The organism is Melioribacteraceae bacterium, from assembly GCA_030584085.1.
Taxonomy (GTDB): Bacteria; Bacteroidota; Ignavibacteria; order Ignavibacteriales; family Melioribacteraceae; genus SURF-28.
This window is the reverse complement of record CP129490.1, coordinates 682,012-705,175: the sequence shown is the minus strand read 5'-3', so window position 1 is coordinate 705,175 and position 23,164 is coordinate 682,012. Positions and strand designations below refer to the sequence as shown.

The window sequence follows — 23,164 nt, the reverse complement described above, 5'->3', positions numbered from 1 at the left end:
TTATAATCGGAGAAATAAAATGGCACTACTAATTGTAATTATTGCCTTCGTCTGCTTTATCATTGCCGATATGTTGATAAGAAAATATCTTGAATCGCATAAAGCAAAGAAAGCTCGTGAAGAAAGAGAAGCCGTTTTAAAACAAAGTTTTAATCTCGATGTTTCTCACGAGGCTAAAACATTAAAACGAGCCGAAGTTGAAAATCCAAAAGCAAAAATTCTAGCTGTAGATGATGAGCAAGTAATTCTGGATAGTTTTCGTAAAATTCTTGTTCTTGATGGATATTCTGTCGATACGGTTGAAACCGGACAAGAAGCATTGGGATTGATTCAAAAGCATCACTATGATTTTGTATTTACCGATCTTAAAATGCCTCAAATGAGTGGTGAAGATGTTTGTAAATCAGTTAAACATTTACGTCCGGATATCGATGTTATAATTATTACAGGTTACGCAACTGTTGAGTCAGCTGTTGAGACAATGAAATACGGAGCAATGGATTATGTTCAAAAACCATTTACAGAAGAAGAACTTATCGAAATGGTTAAGAAGTTTGTAATCAAACGACATGATAGAATTCAAAAGCAGATTAAGCCAAAAGTTCATATTACGCATTTAAGTTATAAAGATGATCCGAAGAGTACGGAATTCTTTATACCGGGCGGTGTGTTTATTTCGGATGCACATTGCTGGTGTTCCGTTAACCAAGATGGAACTGTTAAAACCGGAATTGATGATTTCGCTAAAAAATTACTCGGCAAAGTTGATAATATTGAAATGCCGAATCTTGGAATGGCTGTGACTAAAGATCAGACTTTATTTAACATAACTGCCGGTGGAAAAATTTTCCATTTCAAATCTCCAATTACCGGGAAAGTTGCAAAAGTTAATACAGAGCTCTTAGAAGACTTAGAGAAACTTGATATTACACCTTATGAGAAGAATTGGATCTGTTCACTTGACGCAGACAATCTTGATACAGAATTACCGAATTTAAAGATTGGGAATTCTGCGGTTGCTTTTTATCAAGAAGAAATTGATGAAGCTCAAAAAATAATTAAATCAAAGTTAGTTGCTAAAAGCAAAATGAAAGAAGACGATACAGAAAACGTATTACAGTTTGGCGTGCTAAACCAATTTACAGATTTAGAAGCAAATGAATTTGCTGAAAAATTCTTTGCTTAAAATAGAATTTTTATAATGGTAAATAAAACCCGGGATTTTGAAAATCCCGGGTTTTTTATTTTTAGGGGTTCAAACCCGTGTGGCAATCCGTGCACAGAAAATCTTTCCAAGCTTCATCAATATCAGTCGGATGAACAAACTCAAGTGATTCATTAATACTAGCAACTTGCAGATTATCAGGCGGTCCTTGTGCAGTAATATAATGACATTGATTGCAATCCTTCGAAATTACTTTCCCTTCTTCACTCATATGTAAATCATTATGACATCTAAAGCAGCCGTTAAACTCAACATGCCCAATATGATTAGGATATTGATCCCATTTAACTTTCATTTCCGGGAAAATATTTCTGTTGTATTCTGTTTGTAAACCAACAATTGCTTTTTCAACTAATGCTTGATCAAATTCGGGATAATTACTTTCGTAAAACTCCGACAGAGTTGTTCTTATATATTCATTTGCTTCTTCCCTAGTTTCAAATTCTTCAGAACAAATTTCCATAGAAATTGATTTTAGTTCGGGCAACTCTTTCGGCATTGTTCCGGCGGTAAGTGCATTATTAACAAAAAATGCCGGTGGTTTATAATTATGCGAAGGACGATTATGACAATCCATACAATCCATTTCTCTCACTTTCATGTTAGTCATTTCAGCTGGATCAATTGGATTATCTTGATCTTCATAAATTGTTACTTCACCGGTTTTTAAGTTTGTATATCTGACCCAGGGAATTTCTTCGCGTTTTTCGGTTGCTGGAATGTATTCAATTTTTACGTCCGGATTAATATGCCAGTGAATTCCTTCGGTTAAACCGAGTGCGCTATGTGTTGCACCGATTCTCATGGTTAAGTAAATATCCCATTCGCTATTTGTTTCATCATTTAAGTAGTGTCTTTCCAATCTAAATTTTTGAGCATAGAATTTTTCCGGCCAGTGACATCTTTCACAAGTCTCTCTTGCAGGACGCAGGTCCGTAATCGGAGTTGGGATTGGAGTCGGATAAGTATTGGCAAGAACTGCGTAGACTTGTCTAAGCCCGGAAAGTTTTGAACGCACATACCAGTCAACACCTTCACCGACATGACAATCAACGCAGCTTACTCTTGCATGCGGAGAATATTGATACGCTACATATTCAGGCTCCATCACACTGTGACAAACAGTTCCGCAAAATTCAACCGATTCAGTGTAATGGAATGCTTCATAACTACCGATGGCTGAAATGAATAAAAACAATATTGTTCCAACAATAAAAATTGTGAAAGCATTTCTGTGTCTTTCATTATTCAAATCAATTAGAGGTAATCTTTTTTCTGAATCGCCATGTTTATTGATTCTTCTTTTTTTCCAGATCATACCGATAGGAATCAAAACTAGACCGGCAATCAAGAACGCCGGAAGAATTATATAAACGACTAAACCGAGATACGAACCCCCACGATCGAATACCGATGAGATTATGAAGAGAAAAACAATCATGAAAAAACTAATTGATGCGATTGTCGCCCCCACTAATGAAATCCAGTTATAAGAAGATTCGGGAAGTTTGAGTTTCATAATTTCCTCAAATTGTAGATATTAAGTTAATTTGGTCTGATTTATAATTTATTAAGATAGTTTTTCTGCTGTTAATTCACAATTAATTTATTACGATCAACTGCATCACTTTTTCAATATACGGCATTTAGAAATTATCGGCATCTTTAAAGTTTGACAAAGAGTTCGATTCTCAATATTTTTCTTTTGGATATTATACTCTAATATCTTATTCTGATTTTTCTTAGATATGAAAAACTTGGTTGTTTTCATCTCTCCAAATAAGAAATTATATCAGATTATCTCATTTTTAATGAGTTATTAATGTCATATTTTTAGCATGATTTTTGCAATTATTTGACGATAAATTTTATATGGGAAAATGATGATCAAAAAAATTAGAAATGTTGGGTCACTATTAATTTTCTTTTCACTTATTGTACAAATTTCGGCACAAAATGACGAATGTATGATGTGTCATGGTGACAAATCATTGTCCTATGAACGAGACAATAAATTAGTATCACTTTTTGTTAATGAATCAAAGTTTAACACATCCGTTCATGCTGATTTGGAATGTGTTGACTGTCATCAGGATTTTGATCCCGAAGATATCCCCCATCGTGAAGGCGAGCAGATTTATAAAGTTGATTGCGCAATGTGCCATGATAAACCCGCCGAAATGTATGAGAATAGTTTACATGGCCAAGCTTTAGAAAAAGGTAAATTCTTGGCCCCTTCATGCGCAACTTGTCATGGAAAACATGATATCCTTTCTCACACAGATGAAAATTCTAAGACTTATGTTATGAACATTCCAAATCTGTGCGGAAGCTGCCATAAAGAAGGCACACAAGTTTCTGGTTTAAGAAATATCTCCCAAAGTCATATCCTTGAAAATTATAAAGAATCAATTCACGGCGATGGGTTATTCAGAAGAGGTTTAATCGTAACCGCCGTATGTACTAGTTGTCACTTTACACATAATATTCTTCCGCATGAAAATCCAAATTCTTCTATTAACAGAAATAATATTGCTTCAACTTGTATGCAATGTCACACTCAAATCGAAAAAGTCCACACGAAAGTTATACGTGGTGAATTATGGGAAAAACAACCCCATTCAATTCCGGCTTGTATAGATTGTCACCAACCGCATGAAGTGAGAAGAGTTTTTTATGATCAGAAATACGATGATCAAAAATGTATGTCGTGTCACGGAAACGAAAATTTAACCAGAGAAGTTAACGGTGAACCACAAAGTCTCTTTGTTGATGTAAACGATTTAAAACATTCAGTTCACAAAGATAACTCATGTATTAAATGTCACACTAATATCACTCCATTTAATGATCCAATATGTTATGAAAGCGGTAAGGTTGATTGTTCTGTTTGTCACGCAAGTCAAGTTGAAGACTGGGAGTTAAGTCAGCATTCTATGGAATTGATGAGTGGTAATTTAGATGCACCATATTGTACTGATTGCCACGGAGATCATAAAGTTCAGTTGAAAAAAGACAGAACATCTCCAACATTTTCAAGAAATGTTCCCAAACTTTGCGGAGAATGCCACAGCCCCGGCGGAGTTGCTAAAGGCATGGTTGAAGATGCCGAAGGTATTATTAAAGATTATACACAGAGTATTCACGGAAGCCTGCTCGAATCCGGTTTAACTGTTACCGCTACCTGTGTCGATTGCCATTCAGCTCATAGAGAATTACCTGAAAGCAATCCATTATCTACAATCAGCAAAGATAATGTCGGAGAAACATGTGCTAAATGTCACCTCGGAATTTATGAACAATTTACACAAAGCATTCACAGTCCGCTCGTTACTAAAACAGACAAAGAATTACCGGGATGTCAGGATTGTCATCAAGCGCATACGATAAAAAGAACAGATAAAGACGATTTTAGAGCAGAAATAATAGACCAATGCGGCAGATGTCATGAAGATGTAACTGATACTTATTTTGATACGTTTCATGGCAAAGTTTCAAAATTGGGTTCGGTTGGTGCGGCTAAATGTTATGATTGCCATGGCGCACATAATATTCTTCCGACTTATGAGCCTAAATCTACACTTCACAGAGATAATATTGTCGAAACTTGTAAATCTTGTCATGAAAATTCCAACAGAAAATTCGTTGGATATTTAACACACGCGACACATCACGATAAAGATAAATATCCATTTTTGTTTTATACATTTTGGTTTATGACTATTTTGTTAACCGGAACTTTCTTATTCTTTGGAGCTCATACTCTACTTTGGTTGCCAAGGGGATTAGCTGAAAAAAGAAAAGAGAAGAAAGAACGTGAATTGAAAAATAAAAAGAAAGAAGGAAACACCGATTAATGGAAAATAAAGATTTAGGAAAAAGTGAAACTTTAGAAAATCATGATGAGCAATACATTTGGCGATTCGAACCATTTCTAAGTTTCTTACATATACTTGTTATTTTAAGTTTTATTGCGCTCGCTGTAACCGGAATGACCATCAAATTTTCCGGTGTTGGAATTTTTCAATTTGCTTCAAAACTAATGGGTGGATACGAAGTAACCGGATTCATTCATAGATTCGCCGCTATAATTACTTTCGCTTATTTTATACTTCATATTGGTTATCTGATTAAAAAAGTGACCAAAGAAAAAAGATCTTATAAGCATATGTTCTCCGGCGAAAACTCTATGGTTCCAAATAAAAGAGATCTTACAGAGTTTATCGGAACTATTAAATGGTTCTTTGGTGTAGGAAAACGTCCGGACTACGGTAGATGGACCTATTGGGAAAAGTTTGATTACTTTGCAGTGTTTTGGGGAATTACTGTAATTGGTTCCAGTGGTTTGTTATTATGGTTTTCGGAATTTTTCACAGGTTTAGGTTTGCCCGGCTGGTTGATAAATGTAGCAACTATTGTACATAGTGATGAAGCATTACTTGCGACCGGATTTATTTTTACAATTCATTTTTTCAATACTCATTTTAGACCGGATAAATTCCCGATGGATAATGTAATCTTTACAGGAAGAGTTCCGTTGGAAGAATTTAAAAAAGATAGACCACGCGAATACCAAATTTTAGTTGATACAAATAAATTAGAATCGAGATTAGCACCGCCCCCACCGGAATGGTTAGTTAAAGGTGCAAGAATTTTCGGCTTCACGGCATTAATAACCGGATTAATAATTGTCGTAATGATTATTTATTCGATGATATTCTTATATAGATAATTTTTTTGAAAAATAATTGATGGTAAACGAATGAAAATTTCGAAATTTCTATTACTTTTTTTAGTCACTCACCTATTTATATCAGCTCAAGATGATTGCTTAGTTTGTCACGAAGATCAGAGTTTAACATATGAAAGAAAAGGAAAAGAAATTTCCCTCTTTATAGATGGTAATCGATATTCGAACTCAGTTCACGGAATGTTCGACTGCGCCGATTGTCACACAGATTTTGATGGCGAAAATTTACCGCATAGAGAAGGAACGGATATTTATAAAGTTGAGTGTGCTGATTGCCATGAAGAAATTTATTCGATTGTTCAAAATGATGTTCATCATCGCCTAAAGGACAGAGTAAAAAATCCACCCGAATGTATTGACTGCCATGGTTCTCATTACGTAAAACCACCGGAAGATAGTCCTAATAAAGCTCGTGATTATTGCTCGAGTTGTCATGAAACGAAATTGTTAATGAGACCTTTCCACTCTGTTCAAAAAATTGAAGATAATGCTTGTGCGGATTGTCATTCAACTGAAGATTTTGCTCCTCAATTATCTCAATCTGTTCATAAGGATTTAATTTGTAATGATTGCCATTCGGCAATTGCAAGTAAACTAGACGATCACCCCGATAATTTCAATAAAGTTGAAGTTGCTAGCTGCTATGTGTGCCATAAAGAACAAGCCGATCAACACAAAGAAAGTATTCACGGTATTTCACTTAGCGACGGAATTACCGAAGCTGCAGCGTGCTGGGATTGCCACGGTTCTCATGAGGTATTACATGTAAACAATCCAGCCAGCAAAGTTTCAAACGAAAATCTTGGTCATACTTGCGGTGTATGTCACGACGATGCGAAATTTGCAGAGAAGTTTAATTTAATAAACGTCAGATCAGGATTAAGATTCGAAGACTCTTTCCATTATACATTAATGGCACAAGGTAAAGATATCGACATGAACTGTTCGACCTGTCACGGAGTTCATGATATCAAAAACAGAATTCAACCTGGCTCTAAAATTTCTACATTTAATTTAAATGAGACTTGTGAACAATGTCATGCCGATGTTGTTCATGATTATAAAAATTCAATTCATTGGATCGGCGCTCAAAAAGGATTAAGAGTTGCACCGATTTGTAGTGATTGCCACAGCGAACACAGTCCCCGTGCAAAAGAATTAGCGGAAGGCACTTATTCGGTAAAGCAGTTCCAAGAAGAAATTTGTATTTCTTGTCATCAAGATCCGATACTTACATCACGATTGGGACTATCACAAACTGAAGCATATAGTTACCAAGATAGCTATCACGGCTTGGCAGTTAAAAGAAATGATCCGAACGCAGCATATTGTATTGATTGTCATAATGTACACGATATACTCCCGCAAAAACATCCCGCTTCTTCAGTTAGTGAAGAAAAGGTTTTGCAGACATGTCAAAAATGTCATCCAGATGCAAAACCGGTTTTTGCGAAAAGTTATTCTCATATATCACAGAATAAAGAAGCTCAACAAGTTGAGGATTTAGTTTCTACAATTTATTTCTGGTTAATTGTTGTTATTATCGGCGGAATGATTCTTCACAACCTTCTTATATATGTTCATGAAGTAAGAAAACGCAAACAGAATGAAAGAAAAGAAATTCTTATACCTAGATTCACAAGGAATGAAGTTATTCAACACGTTTTATTATTTACTTCTTTCTTCACTTTGGCAATTACAGGCTTCGCTTTGAAATACCCATTCAGCTGGTGGGCAGATGGTTTATATCAATTTGGAATGTCTGAAGATATTCGACAATTAATTCACAGAATTGCTGCTGTTGTGATGATAGTCCTGAGTTTATATCACGTGATTTATTTGGTTATTACTAAACGCGGTCGTGATGTACTTTCTCACATGGCTCCAAAATTTGAGGATATCAAAGAAGCGACTCAAAATCTCATGTACTATTTAAGATTGAGGAAACATCCCCCTGAATTCAGCAAGTTTGATTATACCGAAAAAGCCGAATATTGGGCTTTGGTTTGGGGTACAATAGTAATGGGTGTCACAGGATTAATATTATGGTTCCCAACTATAGTTGATGATTGGGCGCCGGTTTGGTTAATAAAAGTTAGTGAAACAATTCACTTTTACGAAGCAATACTTGCGACTCTTGCAATTTTTGTATGGCATTGGTTCTTTGTAATATTCAGACCGAGTGAATACCCTATGAGTTTTGTGTGGGTTGATGGTAAGATGAGTTTACACAGATATAGACATCATCACGAAAGACATTTCAAAAAAATTGCTTTGGAATGGATGCAAGTTAAAGAAGAACAAAAGAATATTGACGAAGTTAGTCATTCGACAAAATTATTCTTAGATACGATGAAAAAACATGGCGCAAATCCTGACGAAATTATGTCAGCCGAAATGGAAAATGATCCGGAATTAAGAAATTGGGTTATTGAGCGCTTAAAAGGACTCTAATATAGTTGTTTTTATAAAAAGATTTATACGTCTTCGATTGCTAAAATCGGATAAATGGATTATATTCTTAATATAAATATCCCAATATAAACAGGAGGAATGTTATGAAAAAACTCTGGCTAGCAGTAATTGCGTTATCGTTTATCGCTTTAACAATTAACGCGCAAGAGTTCAATTACATTGGTGTAAAAAAATGTTCAATGTGTCACAAAACTGAAAAACAAGGCTCACAACTTTCAATATGGGAAGGTTCAGCACACGCAAATGCTTACAAAACCTTAACAACAGCTGAAGCTGATAAAATTGCTGCAGAAAAAGGCTTTAAAACAAAAGCTGCTGAAACAAAAGAATGTTTAGTTTGTCATGCAACCGGTTATGATCTTCCAGCTTCAAGAATGGAAAAAGGATTTGAAGTTTCCGCAGGCGTGCAATGCGAAACTTGTCACGGTGCAGGCAAAGATTACAGCCCTATGAAAGTTATGAAAGATCAAGCCGCTTCTGTTGCTGCTGGTTTAGTAGTTTGGGCTGATGACAAAGCGATTGAAGCTCAATGCAGAACTTGCCATAATGAAAAAAGTCCTACTTACAAAGAATTTAAGTTTGCTGAGATGTACGAAAAGATTAAACACAATGTGCCAACTGAATAAATCAGCATAGGTAGAAAATGAAAAAGATTTTAATTGCAGCCGTCATGTTCACTACTTTAGTGGTGACGGCTCAAAATTTAAACGGAAGATTCTCAACTTCCCTCTATACTTTTGAGCGATTTTCTGCTCCTGAAGTTTCGGAATTAAATGTTAGATCACTTAGCTCACTTTATTTTAATTTATCAAAAGACAACATCACTCTAAGATCACGTTTAAATTTTGAAACCAATATTGCAAATTCACTGAACAACGATCCGCGCTTAAGATTCTATAATCTTTATGTTGAAGCTAGAAATTTATTGAATGTTGCCACAATTCGACTTGGAAGACAGTCTCTTTATAATGGCGTTGCAGGTGGATTGTACGACGGTGTTAATCTTCAACTTAGACATGGGATTTTCAAATTAGAAGGTTTCTACGGTGGTAATGTTCCGGAATATCAGAAACTGGAATTAACCGACGACTTTGCTAATGACTTTATTCTTGGCGGTGAACTTACCGTTTATCCAACTGATGAATTGAGAATTGCAGTTAATTATACCGACAAAAATTTCAAAGCCCAAGATTATGATGCAATCCGTTTGAATGAGTTTAACGTGCTTGATACAATTCTTATTCAACGAGCTTCTAACCAATTCAAATATTTGGGTGCTGAAGTTTCTTATTATATCCCCAAACTAATAGAAATTAATTCAAGGTATAATTACGATCTAAATTTTGAGCAAACATCAAGATTTGAGATCGGGACTCGCTATACTCAAGTTGAAGATTTCGGGGTTTCACTTTACTATAATTACCGTGAACCACGAATTAGATACAATTCAATTTTCTCTGTATTTAATTTCTCCAATACTGAAGAAATTGAAGGCGGATTGGATTATAAGTTCAGCGATGTTGTAACTGCTTTCGGAAAATTTGCTAATGTTACTTATCAAGACGAAGATTCTCAAAGATTAACCTTGGGAGTAAATACCACTTACGGAACTGTTAGCTACAGAACATCTTTTGGTTATGCTGGCGAACTTAATTCATTCTCGGTTTATACGGCACGTTCTTTCGATGACGGATTTATTACTCCTTCGTTCGGACTTACGGTTTCAAGTTATAGACTATCGGAAAATGACCCAAAAAATAATTTGCTCGCATTATTAGCCGGAATTAATATCCGTCCTTGGAGCAAATTATCGTTCGATCTTCAAACACAATATGTATCAAACAAAATTTATAATAATGATTTCCGAATTCTCTTTAAAATCAATCACTGGTTCAACACTAACTTTTAGAAAAATATGAAAAAATTATATACGTACTTAGCAGTTTTCATTTTGGGAATATCGGTAATTTTTGTCACTGCTTTTACCACGCAAGAAGAACCTCAAGAAAAGACCAACGAAAGTATTATCATATTTTCGCATTCGCTGCATGCGGAATTAAGTGATTGCGAATCATGTCATACAGGAGTTCTTGAAAGTGAGTCTTTATCAGACAGACTGATTCCCGAAAAAGATGCATGTGCAATGTGCCATGATGTTGAGGACATGGACGCTTGCGGAACATGTCATTATGATGATGTTTTTGAACCCTTACTGCAAAAGAAATCGGAATTGATTTTCTCTCACAAATTTCACGTAGCGGAAAAGGGAATGGATTGTGCTGAATGTCATAAAGATTTCGAAGAAATTAATTATAGCTTCGAATCTTCTCAAGCAAATCCACCAATGATGCAATGTTATTCTTGCCATAATGATAAAGCTGTTGCAACAAATGAATGTTCGGCATGCCATACTGCAACCGATAATCTTCTTCCTCAAAATCATAGAACAGCTTCATTTTTTGATAATCACAAATTCTCGGCTATGGCAGCTACAGCGGATTGTGCAATGTGTCATAATGATGTATTCTGTGAAGATTGCCACGTTGCAACTATCGGAATTGATGAATCAAACCTAGTTGATAATTTTTATACACCTTATTCTCCGCACACATATTTGAATAATACTAAACAGCAAGTTATTACTCGTGTTCATGATTTGAATTACAGATTCTTGCACGGTATTGATGCAAAAGGTAAAACGATGGAATGTCAAACTTGTCATCAAACAGAAACTTTCTGTGCTGAATGCCATTCATCGAATCATCAAGATTTTGCTGCCGAAGGTATTATGCCATCATCACATCTTCAACAAGGATTTGTAATGATTGGAGTTGGCTCGGGCGGTGGTGAACATTCACGACTTGCTAGAAGAGATATTGAAAGATGTGCTTCGTGTCATGATGTTCAAGGCGCCGATGCAAATTGTATTTTATGCCATGTTGATCCGGACGGTGTAAAAGGGACTAATCCTAAGACACATGACATTAACTTTATGAGTAGCAATAATGGTGATTGGCACAATGATGCCGGATCGGTTTGCTATAATTGTCATACTGATGCAAACGCTTATCCGGGTGGAAACATGAATTTCGGATTTTGTGCATACTGTCATAATAACTAAGATTAATTTTACAGGTTAACAATGAAATATATTATCTCATATTCAATATTATTATTAGTCGGAACTTTATTCTTTGTCGGATGCGCCGAATCGAGATATGATCTTACCGAACCTCAGGAAGTATCGATTCATGAAGATGGAATAAAAAATCGACTTTCCGATAAATTTCACGGACAATTAATTCGTGAAGATAATTGGAATCTATTTGCATGTGCACAATGTCATGGCGCTAATTATGCCGGCGGAACTGTCGGTGTAACTTGTTTAAAATGCCACTCACAAGATATGGGACCCGAAGCATGTAATACTTGTCACGGGGATTTCGCTGATCCGTCTAATATTGCCCCGCCTCAAGGGACCAACAATGAAACCAGCACTTCAGATTACGCTGTTGGTGCTCATCAAGTTCATTTATATGGAATTCAAATTGCAGAGAATGTGGCTTGTTCAGAATGTCATCATGTTCCAAATTCATTTACTGCGGAAGGTCACATTGATGAAGCCGGAAGCAGAGCTGAAGTAATATTCGGGCAATTTGCTGATCTTGGAGATTCAGTTGCCGTTTATGATTTTGAATCATTGACATGCCAAAATACTTATTGTCATGGTAACTTCGAATTTATTGCGGCTTCAGGCGTACCGATTGTCGGAAATAATTTTGCACCGAATTGGACAATAAACGATGGATCACAAGCTAAATGCGGAACATGTCACGGTGAATTAGATGAAGAAGGTGAGTTAATTACTCCGCAGCCAATGGGTCACCCGGGTTCATTTACTTTAACTCAATGTTGGAACTGTCACCCGAGAGTTGTTGACGCGCAAGGCAATATTATTGATAAAACACTTCACATTAATGGTGAAAAAGAAATTTTTTAAGAAGTAAAAACATTCCTAAAGCTGTTGCCGTTAATTCGGTAACAGCTTTTTTATTTCCATCAATTAAGAAAGAAAAAGTCATCTCATCCCATTTATAAGAAGTCAATCATTATCTCTTTTTACAAGCTCTATTAAAATTTAAATATACCCATTCTGCATATTCTTAGAGCAATTCTAAACGCGGCTAAATACTTACAAAACAACAATTTAGACATCTTTAAGCCAAATTATTACCTCAAAATAAATTACCGATTGATCTTATTTTTGCATAATTTTAGACTCTTAAAACTGCTTTTTGGCACGCAAATAGAAACAACTTATAAATATATGCAGATGAGGAGAAATGCTTTCGACAATTCACGTACTTAATGTTATACTCCCTATACTTTACGGAGTAACTTTCTTCGTTTATCTATATGATTTCTTGAAGGAAAACAAATCCTTTGCCGATGCGAAAAGAATGTTTTTGTTTATCACACTGGTTATTCATTTTTTCTATTTATTGGTTAGAACATTCGAGTTCGATCATACTCCAATTACAAACAAATTCGAAATCTTCACCCTTCTCGCCTTCTCCATTTCGTTTTCTTATTTCGTTTTAGAACTTCTAACTGATGTTAGAGGGACGGGATTATTTATTATTTTATTTTCATTGGTGTTTCAAATTTTCTCCTCAATATTTATTGAAGATCTTTTTGAAGTTGCAGAAGTTTTAAGAAATAGATTGCTCGGCTTACACGTTGTAAGTTCAATGCTCGGTTATTCCGGTCTCACACTTTCAGCCGTTTATGGTTTGCTTTACCTCCTTTTATATAATGAAATTAAGATGAATAAATTCGGACTCGTATTTAAAAGATTACCAAGTTTAGAAACTCTTTACAGACTTTGTTTTCACTCGGTTGTTATCGGATTTGTGTTGTTAACTTTCGGAGTTGTGATTGGTGTGATTTGGCTTCCTTCTGCTTTTCCAAATTTCAGCTATACCGATCCGAAGCTTATTACAACCGGTATCGTATGGATTTTATTCGGATTTTTAATAGTGGCAAAATATGTGGCTAATTGGAATGGCAAACGTGTTGTTAACTTAGCTTTATTCGGTTATGTGTTGACGATATTATCTGTAGTATTATCAATTGTATTTTCAAGCAGTTTTCATTCATTTTATTAAGATTTTGTATTAATCATGAACCTTTTTGGCATCTCAATAAATCATAAAACAGCTCCTATTGAATTAAGAGAAGCTCTTCATTTAAGTCATGATGAAATAGTTGATTTAATTCCCAAACTTAAAACCGAACTTTTTGAAGATGGATTTATACTTTCAACTTGCAACCGTACCGAAATTTTCGGTACTCCAAAACATGGTTTACTTGATTATAAAAAATTACAAGAGACGATAATTAATTATAAGCCGGTCTCGGGAATTAAATCTGAACATTTTTTAAAGTTCTTTTCTTGTAGTGCTGTTAAACATATTTTCTCTGTGGCTTCGGGAATTGATTCTTTGATAATAGGCGACAGTCAGATTCTCGGACAAATGAAGGATGCATTTCAAGATTCAGAGGATTTACATTTCTCAGGCTCAATAATTAAAAGAGTGTTCGATTCTGCAATTCGCGTCGGAAAACGTGCTATTAAAGAAACATTAATCGGCGAAGGTGCCGTTACTGTTAGTTATGCAGCCGTTCAAGTTGTTGAAAAAATTTACTCCAATTTAGAAAAGAAAAATGCGTTGATTATCGGAGCCGGCGAAACAGGGGAATTAGCTGCCGTACACTTGCATGATAAAGGCGTCGGTAAAATTTCAATTGCAAATAGAACTCTATCGAAAGCTGAAACTTTAGCAAGAAAAGTTCAAGGCGATATAATCCCCTTTGAACAACTAACAACTCATCTGCATGAATTTGATATTATTATAAGTGCAACAAGTTCCCCCGACTATATAATTTCGTTTGATGATGCAAAACAGATGATGAAAAAACGTAAAGGTAACACTTGCGTTATTATGGATATTGCTATTCCGAGAGATATAGATCCCACGGTTAAAGAGATAGAAACTATTTTCTATCATGATATGGATTCGCTTAAGATCATAGTTGATCAAAACATGCGAAGACGTAAAGAAGAAATCCCCAAAGTTGAAAAAATTATTCTTGAAGAAATGACAAATCTTTTCAGTTGGTATAATGCTTTAGAAGTAGTTCCAACCATTAAAACAGTTCGTGAATTTTTTGATGAAATAAGAAATGATGAACTAGAAAAAATAAAACACAAAATCTCTCAAGAAGATTATGAAAAACTCGAAGATATGACCCGCAGAATGATGGGTAGAATTTTACATAATCCAACAATTAAATTGCGTGAACTTGCTGAAGATGGCACAAATACACAGCAAGCAGTAACTCATGCACTAATTCTTAAAGAGTTGTTCAATTTAGAAAATAGAAAAAACGGTTCGAGCACCGCTCATAAGAACGAGGAATAATATTGAATAAACATAAATTAATCATTGGCTCGCGTGGAAGCGACTTAGCTCTATGGCAATCAAATTTTATTAAAAAGGAAATCGAAAGAAAACATAAAAATGTTTCAGTCGAAATTAAGTTAGTAAAAACCAAAGGCGATAAAATTCTTGATGTGGCTCTTTCGAAGATCGGTGATAAAGGTTTGTTCACCAAAGAGTTGGAAGTTCATCTGCTTCATAAGAGAATTGATATAGCCGTCCACAGCTTAAAAGATTTGCAGACTGAGATTCCCGATGGTTTAAAATTAGCAGCAGTTACAAAACGTCACGATGTTGAAGATGTTTTAATTGCTCGAAAGAAAGGAATGACGATTTGGGATTTACCCGAAGGAGGAACCGTAGCTACAGGTTCTTTACGAAGACGTTCACAGCTTAAACATCTTCGTCCCGACTTGAACATAGTTGAACTTCGAGGAAACGTTCCAACACGAATTCAAAAATTTTTAGATTCTAATTGGGATGGAATAATCTTAGCCCGCGCCGGTGTTGAACGATTAAAATTGACTAAACATATTTCTTCTATTATATCTTCTGATATAATGCTTCCTGCAGTTGGACAAGGAGCTTTGGGAATTGAAATTAACAGAGAAAACAAATTTGCCGAAGATATTTTATTATCATTAAACCATTACGAAACAGCTCAAGCTGTGTTAGCGGAGCGCGCACTTCTAAAAGAATTAGAAGGCGGATGTCAAGTTCCGATTGGTGCTTTGGGAAATGTTATGTCAAACGGATTATACTTGGATGCTTTGGTTGGTTCGATCGATGGAGGTGTGACATACAGACAAAAACTACGCGGTAGTAAAACCGAACCGGAAAAACTAGGTAAAAATCTCGCCCGCAATTTATTACGCGCAGGTGCAAAGGAAATTTTAAAAGAAGTTTACGAAACAGCAAGAAAGTAAATTTGAACTACGGATTAAAAAATAAAGTTATAGTTATTACCAGAAGTGAAGAGCAATCAGATGATTCGATCAAAAAATTTGAATCGCTCGGAGCAATTGTAATTCCCTTCCCTACAATAAAAATTAGACCGATTGAAACCTTTAACATGTTTGATAATTATGCAAACCAATTAGACAAATTTGATTACATAATTTTCACTTCAGAAAATGCGGTGAAATATGCTGTTGAGCGCTTAAAAGAAATTCGAATTGATTTACCATCTAGTTTGAGTGTGGTTTGCGTTGGGAAGAAAACAGCGTCGGTTTGCAAAGAGCTTGACATTAAAGTTGATATTGTTCCTAATGATTTTTCTGCTAAGGGTTTATTAAATCATTTTAAAGAAATCGATATAACTAATAATAATATTTTTATTCCATCATCGACAATTGCACCGGATGAATTAAAAGTTGGTTTGATTGAGTTAGGCGCTAAAGTTGTAAAAACTCCTATTTATGATGTTGGTTTGCCTGATGAAAATGATATTGAAGAAAGCAAAAAGATGCTGCAAAAAGAGACCCCGGATTTGTTCATTTTCACTAGTCCTTCTACATATAATAATTTTTTGAAAATTCTTCAAATAGAAGATGCTCAAAATTATTTTGCAGATTACTTGATTGCTGCTATTGGACCAACAACAAAAGAAGCAATAGAAATCAGTGGAGTAAAAATCGATATCATTCCAAAAAATTTCACGATGAATGACTTGATAAAAGAAACAGTAAAGTATTACTCAGAAAAAGAAAATATTACTACTTAATTCTACGGAGGATTTTTGCCGAACTTACAGAACGATTTATTTTTAAGAGCATGCAAACGTCAGCCGGTTGAACGCACACCAATTTGGATGATGCGTCAAGCCGGAAGATATTTACCAGAATATAGAGCAGTGCGCGAAAAAGCCGATTTTTTAACGATGTGTAAAACACCTGAGCTTGCAGCGGAAGTTACACTCCAACCAATAGATTTAATCGGAGTTGATGCGGCAATAATTTTTTCGGATATACTCGTTATTCCCGAAGCAATGGGAATGAATCTCGAAATGCACGAAGGTAAAGGTCCCATTTTTCCAAAACCGATTAGAAATGAACGTGACGCTAATGAATTAAAAATTATTGAACCGGATAAAGACTTAAAGTATGTATTGGATGCTGTTTCATTAACTAAAAAGGAGTTAAACGGAAGAGTTCCTTTAATCGGTTTTAGCGGTGCACCTTGGACGTTATTAACTTACATGGTTGAAGGTAGAGGATCTAAAAATTTTGCCGAAGTAAAAAAATTAATTTATAACAATCCCGAACTTGCTCATAAACTTCTCAGCAAAATTTCTGATGCCGTTGCAGATTATTTGAATGCAAAAATTGAAGCAGGTGCCGATGCTGTTCAGATATTCGATACTTGGGGCGGAATACTTACTCCCGATGATTTTAATGAGTTTTCACTTCAGTATATCCAACAAATAATAAGTAAATTAAATAAAAATGAAGAGCCGGTAATTGTTTTTGCGAAGGGAGTTCATTATAATATTGAAGCTATTGTAGGAACAGGCGCAGATGTTATTGGACTTGATTGGACAATGAATTTAGGTGAAGTTAGAAAAAAAGTCGGAGATAAAGTTGCTCTGCAAGGTAATATGGACCCGACCAAACTTTATTCAACAGCGGATGGTATAAAGAAAGAAGCGTCAAGAATTTTAGAAAGTTTCGGCAAAGGAAGCGGACACATTTTTAATCTAGGTCACGGAATTCTACCAGATGTTCCGCCTGCAAACGCGAAACTTCTTGTAGACTTTGTAAAAGAAGAAAGTAAAAAGTATCATTGAAAAACAACCGCAAAGACGCGAAGGCGCAAAGGTGATAAGCAGAGAGGAATTAAATAAACTTAGCAAAATAATTTTAGATAGCGCAATTGAAGTACATAGGGAATTGGGTCCCGGATTATTAGAAAGTGTCTATGAAATATGTTTATTCAAGGAATTGAGGAATAGAAATTTATTTGTACAGAGACAATTAGAATTACCAGTTAAATATAAAAATGAAATATTAGATGCCGATTTTAGAATCGATCTTTTGGTAAACGAAGAAATTATCATAGAGTTAAAAGCAGTTGATGAATTAGCACCGGTTCACGAAGCACAAATTTTAACTTATATGAAGCTAGCAAATAAAAGACTTGGTTTTTTGATAAACTTTAATGTACCAAAATTAGTTGACGGATTTAGACGGAAGGTTCTAAATTTTTAACTTTGCGTCTTTGCGACTTCGCGGTTAATAAATGAAGGGAGTAATTTGATGTTCGAAATAGATTTAGATTTAGTAAAAAAATACGATAGACCCGGACCAAGATATACAAGCTATCCAACGGCTCCGCATTTTCACGAAAACTTTAAATCGGAAGATTTAACGAACGCTTTGATAAAATCAAACCACGTTGATAACCCGCGTGATCTTTCGCTGTACTTCCACATTCCGTTTTGCGATACGCTCTGTTACTTCTGCGGCTGCAATATGATAATCACCCGCAATCGGGACAGAATTGCAGAATACATTAAGTATCTGAAAAACGAAATTGATTTAGTTAGACAACTACTCTCACCCGACCGGCAAACAATCCAACTTCATTGGGGTGGAGGAACTCCAACTCAATTAAATCCGGATGAAATTAGTGACTTACTCGGTTACATAAAATCGAGTTTCAACTTCAAAGAAAACTCCGAAGAAGGATGCGAAATTGATCCCCGTGAATTAACAAAAGAGCACTTAGTTGCTTTACGCGAAGGCGGAATAAACCGAATAAGTATGGGCGTACAGGATTTCAATGATAAAGTTCAAAAAGCAGTTAACAGAATTCAACCAGAAGAGATGACGCGAAGAGTAGTCAATTGGATTCGCGAACTTGAATTCGAAAGCATCAACTTGGATTTAATTTACGGCCTCCCCTTCCAAACAGTTGAGGAGTTTGAAAAGACAGTCGACAAAATGATCGATATTTCTCCCGATAGAATTGCACTCTTTAATTATGCACACGTTCCATGGATGAAAAAACACATGGCATTAATTAAAGAAGAAGATTTACCGAAACCGGAAGAAAAATTAGAAATATTAAAAATGTCGGTTGCCAAATTAACTGATGCCGGATACGAATTTATCGGTATGGATCACTTTGCAAAACCGGATGATGATTTAACCAAAGCGTTACACGAAAAAAAACTTTACAGAAACTTTCAAGGTTACAGTACTCACGCAGGCACTGATTTGATCGGAATGGGAATCACAAGCATAGGGCAGCTTGCCGATACTTACGCACAAAACGTAAAGAAAGAAAAAGAATACTTTGAGATGATCGATAAAGATTTACTTCCTGTCGAACGAGGATACAAATTAAACGAAGATGATTTACTTAGAAGATATGTCATAACAAAAGTCATGTGCGATTTTGAATTGAACTATGAAGATGTTGAAAAGAAATTCGATATAAATTTTGAAGAATATTTTAACTTGGGAATAAAAAATCTACAAGAAAATATTGATGATGGACTTATAATTATGGGTGATCGAAAATTTGAAGTAACACAAATGGGAAGATTACTTATTAGAAATATCGCAATGAATTTTGATGGTTACTTGGAACGAAAAGAAGATACGGCGCGTTATTCAAGGACAGTGTAATATCGTCGTTCGTTTGGCGGAATGAAGAATCTAACCCAGAAAAAATTGAGATTTTCAGCAATTTTTAGTTGAGATTCCTCTCTCGCCAAAAAACAGCTCGATCGGAATGACGACTTATCAGTTGTACAATAGTCTCTTAAGTAGACGACAATTAGCTACAACGAATTTGTGAGTTATATTTCAATTTTTATAAGAAAGGAAGTGAATGAGTAAAACAGCAGTTGTACTTTTTCAATTAGGCGGTCCCGATTCAATTGAAGCAATTGAACCGTTTCTATATAATCTTTTCCAAGACCCTGATATATTTAAACTCCCTTTTCAGAAAACATTGGCAAAAATAATTTCTAAAAGAAGAGCACCGAAGGTTGCTGAAGAGTATGAACTTATCGGCGGTAAATCTCCAATTAATGAATGGACAGAAATTCAAAGAAAATTGTTGGAAGAAGAATTAAGAAAAGATCTCAGCCAAATCGATGTGATAACGGCAATGCGTTATTGGCATCCACTGACGGAAGTTGCAGCTAAACAAGTTGAAGAAGGTAATTATGACAAAGTAATTTTACTTCCGTTGTATCCTCATTATTCGATCTCAACAATTGGATCATCATTTAATGAATGGAAAAGAAAATATAAAGGCGATACTTCGAAACTTATTTACATTAATGATTTTTATAAAAATGAAAAGTACATAAAAGCTTTTAACGAAAAAATTGATGAAACACTCACACGTTTCCCAAAAGAAGTGCAAGCAGATGTTCAAATAGTTTTCAGTGCTCATGGTACACCTATGAGCATGGTTAAAAGCGGCGATCCTTATAGCGGACATATTTGTGATACCGTTGAACTTGTGATGAAAGCAAGAAACAATTCTCATGAGCATCATCTATGTTTTCAAAGTAAAGTCGGACCGGTCAAATGGCTGGAACCAGCAACAGATAAAATGATCGAAGAACTTGCGGAAAAAGGCAAAAAACATTTACTCATTGTTCCGATAAGTTTTGTGTCTGATCACGTTGAAACATTATTTGAACTCGACATTGAATATAGAGAAGATGCCGACAAGAGCGGTATCGAAAATTATATTGTGATGAAAGGACTAAATGATTCACCAACCTTCATTTCTGCATTGAAAGAGATCACTATTAACGCACTAAAAGAAAATAATGATAAATAAGAAAGTTATAGTTCTGGGCGCTGGTATATCCGGATTGGCTACTTCATATTGGTTGAAGAAAGATGGTTTCGATGTTAACATTCTCGAGTCAAAAAGTGAACCCGGCGGCGCAATGGAAACAATTACCAAAAATGGTTTCACCATTGACTTCGGTCCTAATAGCGGACTTGAAACCACACCGCTTATAAGCAAGCTTGCAGAAGAAGTCGGTCTAAAAGAACAAATGATTTATGCCAATGATGAAGCAAACAAAAGATATATTTTAAGAGATGGAAAACTTCATGCACTTCCAACATCACCGCGCGCATTTATCAAAACAAAATTGTTTTCAACAAAAGCAAAATTAAGAGTAATGGGCGAACCGTTCATCGGAAAATCTAAAGACGGTTACTACCAAAGTATAGCTGAATTTGTTGAGCGAAGATTGGGTAAAGAATTTTTGGACTATGCAATCGATCCGTTTGTATCTGGTGTGTTTGCCGGTGATCCGAACAAACTTTCTGTTAAATCTGCATTCCCAAAACTATATAGATTAGAAGAAGTTTATGGTGGTTTAGTTAAAGGAATGATCAAAGGTGCTAAAGAAAGAAAACAGCGTAATGAAGAATCAAAACAAAGCGCTAAGATGTTTTCATTCATTAATGGTATGCAGTCTTTCCCCGAAGCAATAGCAAAAAAGTTTGAAAATAAAATTGAATATGATACAAAAGTTGAGATCATCAGCAAATCGGCTAACGGTTATGAAATAACTTACTCTGTTGATGGTGAAAGAAAATCATTATCCGGAGATATTCTATTATCAACTATACCAGTTCACAAAGCTGCTAATTATTTTTTAATATTTGATAATGAATTTACTGAACACGCTACTGATATTTTTTATCCGCCAGTATTAGTTCTATACATAGGTTACAAAAAAGAACAGATTAAAAGAGAGTTGGACGGATTTGGATTTTTAATCCCCTCAAAAATGGGAAAGAATTTTTTAGGAGCTATCTGGAGTTCAACAATTTTTAAGAACAGAGCACCTAATGGTTATGCGTCTTTCACCTTATTTGTCGGTGGCGCAAGAAGGCCGAATCTTTTTGATGAATCAACAGATACAATAGTTAATAAAGCGATTAAAGAATTCAGCGAAATAATGAACATTGACGGTAAACCCGAGTTGATAGTTTACAGGGAATGGCAAAAAGCAATTCCGCAATACAACTTAGGTTATATAGAACACGAAAATTATTTTGATAAATTTGAAAAAGAAAATCCCGGAATATTTTTAAGCGGCAATTATCGCGGTGGTATTTCCGTCGGTGATTGCGTAAAAAATTCTGAAATAGTTTTTAATAAAATCAGAACCTTTGCGTCTTAGCGCCGTTGCGGTATCTTATGATTCAAAGTAATGGAGGAAAATAATGGCAATGTATCCAACCCAAAGATTACGAAGATTACGCTACAATCCACGAGTACGTGGTTTAATTAGAGAAACCGAACTAAGTGTAAACGATTTAATTTACCCGTTGTTTGTTCGTCCGGGTGAAAACATCAAGAATGAAATAAAATCCATGCCCGGTGTTTATCAACTTTCAATAGATAACTTAGTTAAAGAATGCAAAGAAGTTCGTGATTTAGGAATTCCCGCTGTAATACTTTTTGGAATTCCGGAACATAAAGACGAAAAAGGATCCGAAGCTTATGATCCGAATGGAATCATTCAAAAAGCAATAAGAGCTATTAAATCTGAAGTAAATGATTTACTAGTAATAACCGATGTTTGCTTATGCGAATACACATCGCACGGTCACTGTGGTCTGCTTGACGGAGAAAATATTTTAAACGATGAAACAGTTTCACTTCTAGCAAAAGAAGCAGTATCACATTGCGAAGCCGGAGCAGATATGATTGCTCCTTCGGATATGATGGACGGAAGAGTTGCAGCTATTCGTAAGGCTTTGGACTACAAAGGATTCACTCAGATTCCGATTATGAGTTACGCTGTTAAATATGCATCGGGTTATTACGGACCGTTTAGAGATGCGGCAGAATCAACGCCGGCGTTTGGAGATAGACGTTCTCACCAAATGGATATCGCAAATAGCGACGAAGCAATCCGTGAAGCTGAAAGCGATATTGATGAAGGTGCAGATATAATTATGGTAAAACCTGCCGGTGCTTATCTCGATATAATTTTTAGAGTTAAACATGAACTTGCTATGCCTACTGCAGCTTACCAAGTAAGCGGTGAATATTCTATGATAAAAGCCGCTGGAAAACTCGATTGGATTGACGAAGAACGAGTCATGATGGAATCATTAATTGCTATTAAAAGAGCAGGTGCCGATATGATTCTTACCTACTTTGCTAAAGATGCGGCAAAGTTGATAAAATAAATTTTTGTTCTTACTCTTAATC

General features: G+C 35.4%; 19 protein-coding genes. 18 read left to right on the top strand and 1 reads right to left on the bottom strand.

What is annotated here, in order from left to right:
- The first annotated feature begins 19 nt into the window (after positions 1 to 19).
- Positions 20 to 1,186, top strand: coding sequence for a response regulator (locus QY331_03190; GenBank protein WKZ70261.1), 1,167 nt, complete (start codon positions 20 to 22; stop codon positions 1,184 to 1,186).
- 61 nt (positions 1,187 to 1,247) lie between these two features.
- Here QY331_03190 and QY331_03185 read toward each other — a convergent pair whose 3' ends face one another.
- Complete coding sequence (locus tag QY331_03185; GenBank protein WKZ70260.1) at positions 1,248 to 2,744, bottom strand: NapC/NirT family cytochrome c; 1,497 nt, start codon at positions 2,742 to 2,744, stop codon at positions 1,248 to 1,250.
- A gap of 364 nt (positions 2,745 to 3,108) precedes the next feature.
- Here QY331_03185 and QY331_03180 point away from each other — a divergent pair, with 364 nt between their 5' ends.
- The 17 genes from QY331_03180 (at position 3,109) to hemB (ending at position 23,142) form a co-directional block, all read left to right on the top strand.
- Positions 3,109 to 5,082 (top strand): cytochrome c3 family protein, encoded by a 1,974-nt coding sequence (locus QY331_03180; protein WKZ70259.1) that lies wholly within the window; start codon positions 3,109 to 3,111, stop codon positions 5,080 to 5,082.
- Positions 5,082 to 5,957 (top strand): cytochrome b/b6 domain-containing protein, encoded by an 876-nt coding sequence (locus QY331_03175; protein ID WKZ70258.1) that lies wholly within the window; start codon positions 5,082 to 5,084, stop codon positions 5,955 to 5,957. Before QY331_03180 ends, QY331_03175 begins: the two co-directional genes overlap by 1 nt.
- Before the next feature lie 30 nt (positions 5,958 to 5,987).
- Complete coding sequence (locus QY331_03170) at positions 5,988 to 8,429, top strand: cytochrome b/b6 domain-containing protein (protein WKZ70257.1); 2,442 nt, start codon at positions 5,988 to 5,990, stop codon at positions 8,427 to 8,429.
- Positions 8,430 to 8,533: 104 nt separating this feature from the next.
- Positions 8,534 to 9,076, top strand: coding sequence for a cytochrome c family protein (locus tag QY331_03165; GenBank protein WKZ70256.1), 543 nt, complete (start codon positions 8,534 to 8,536; stop codon positions 9,074 to 9,076).
- A gap of 17 nt (positions 9,077 to 9,093) precedes the next feature.
- Positions 9,094 to 10,359, top strand: coding sequence for a hypothetical protein (locus QY331_03160; protein ID WKZ70255.1), 1,266 nt, complete (start codon positions 9,094 to 9,096; stop codon positions 10,357 to 10,359).
- Positions 10,360 to 10,365: 6 nt separating this feature from the next.
- Positions 10,366 to 11,571, top strand: a complete 1,206-nt coding sequence (locus tag QY331_03155; GenBank protein ID WKZ70254.1) for a cytochrome c3 family protein — start codon at positions 10,366 to 10,368, stop codon at positions 11,569 to 11,571.
- Between the two features lie 21 nt (positions 11,572 to 11,592).
- Positions 11,593 to 12,450: a CxxxxCH/CxxCH domain-containing protein gene (locus tag QY331_03150; GenBank protein ID WKZ70253.1), complete on the top strand. Its 858-nt coding sequence runs from the start codon at positions 11,593 to 11,595 to the stop codon at positions 12,448 to 12,450.
- A 343-nt stretch (positions 12,451 to 12,793) separates the two neighbouring features.
- On the top strand, positions 12,794 to 13,618 hold the full coding sequence (gene ccsA / locus QY331_03145) for a cytochrome c biogenesis protein CcsA (protein WKZ70252.1): 825 nt from the start codon (positions 12,794 to 12,796) through the stop codon (positions 13,616 to 13,618).
- A gap of 15 nt (positions 13,619 to 13,633) precedes the next feature.
- Positions 13,634 to 14,935 (top strand): glutamyl-tRNA reductase, encoded by a 1,302-nt coding sequence (gene hemA, locus QY331_03140; protein ID WKZ70251.1) that lies wholly within the window; start codon positions 13,634 to 13,636, stop codon positions 14,933 to 14,935.
- 2 nt (positions 14,936 to 14,937) lie between these two features.
- On the top strand, positions 14,938 to 15,879 hold the full coding sequence (hemC, locus tag QY331_03135) for a hydroxymethylbilane synthase (protein WKZ70250.1): 942 nt from the start codon (positions 14,938 to 14,940) through the stop codon (positions 15,877 to 15,879).
- Positions 15,880 to 15,881: 2 nt separating this feature from the next.
- Positions 15,882 to 16,676: a uroporphyrinogen-III synthase gene (locus QY331_03130; GenBank protein WKZ70249.1), complete on the top strand. Its 795-nt coding sequence runs from the start codon at positions 15,882 to 15,884 to the stop codon at positions 16,674 to 16,676.
- A 15-nt stretch (positions 16,677 to 16,691) separates the two neighbouring features.
- Entirely contained in the window at positions 16,692 to 17,738 is a 1,047-nt protein-coding gene (gene hemE / locus QY331_03125; GenBank protein ID WKZ70248.1) for a uroporphyrinogen decarboxylase, read from the top strand.
- A 31-nt stretch (positions 17,739 to 17,769) separates the two neighbouring features.
- Entirely contained in the window at positions 17,770 to 18,159 is a 390-nt protein-coding gene (locus QY331_03120; GenBank protein ID WKZ70247.1) for a GxxExxY protein, read from the top strand.
- Between the two features lie 48 nt (positions 18,160 to 18,207).
- Entirely contained in the window at positions 18,208 to 19,584 is a 1,377-nt protein-coding gene (hemN, locus tag QY331_03115; protein ID WKZ70246.1) for an oxygen-independent coproporphyrinogen III oxidase, read from the top strand.
- A gap of 205 nt (positions 19,585 to 19,789) precedes the next feature.
- Positions 19,790 to 20,758 carry a ferrochelatase gene (hemH, locus tag QY331_03110; GenBank protein ID WKZ70245.1) on the top strand — a complete coding sequence of 323 codons (969 nt, stop codon included), beginning with the start codon at positions 19,790 to 19,792 and terminating at the stop codon, positions 20,756 to 20,758.
- Positions 20,748 to 22,124, top strand: coding sequence for a protoporphyrinogen oxidase (gene hemG / locus QY331_03105; protein ID WKZ70244.1), 1,377 nt, complete (start codon positions 20,748 to 20,750; stop codon positions 22,122 to 22,124). Before hemH ends, hemG begins: the two co-directional genes overlap by 11 nt.
- Before the next feature lie 43 nt (positions 22,125 to 22,167).
- Positions 22,168 to 23,142 carry a porphobilinogen synthase gene (gene hemB, locus QY331_03100; protein ID WKZ70243.1) on the top strand — a complete coding sequence of 325 codons (975 nt, stop codon included), beginning with the start codon at positions 22,168 to 22,170 and terminating at the stop codon, positions 23,140 to 23,142.
- Positions 23,143 to 23,164 lie beyond the last annotated feature (22 nt).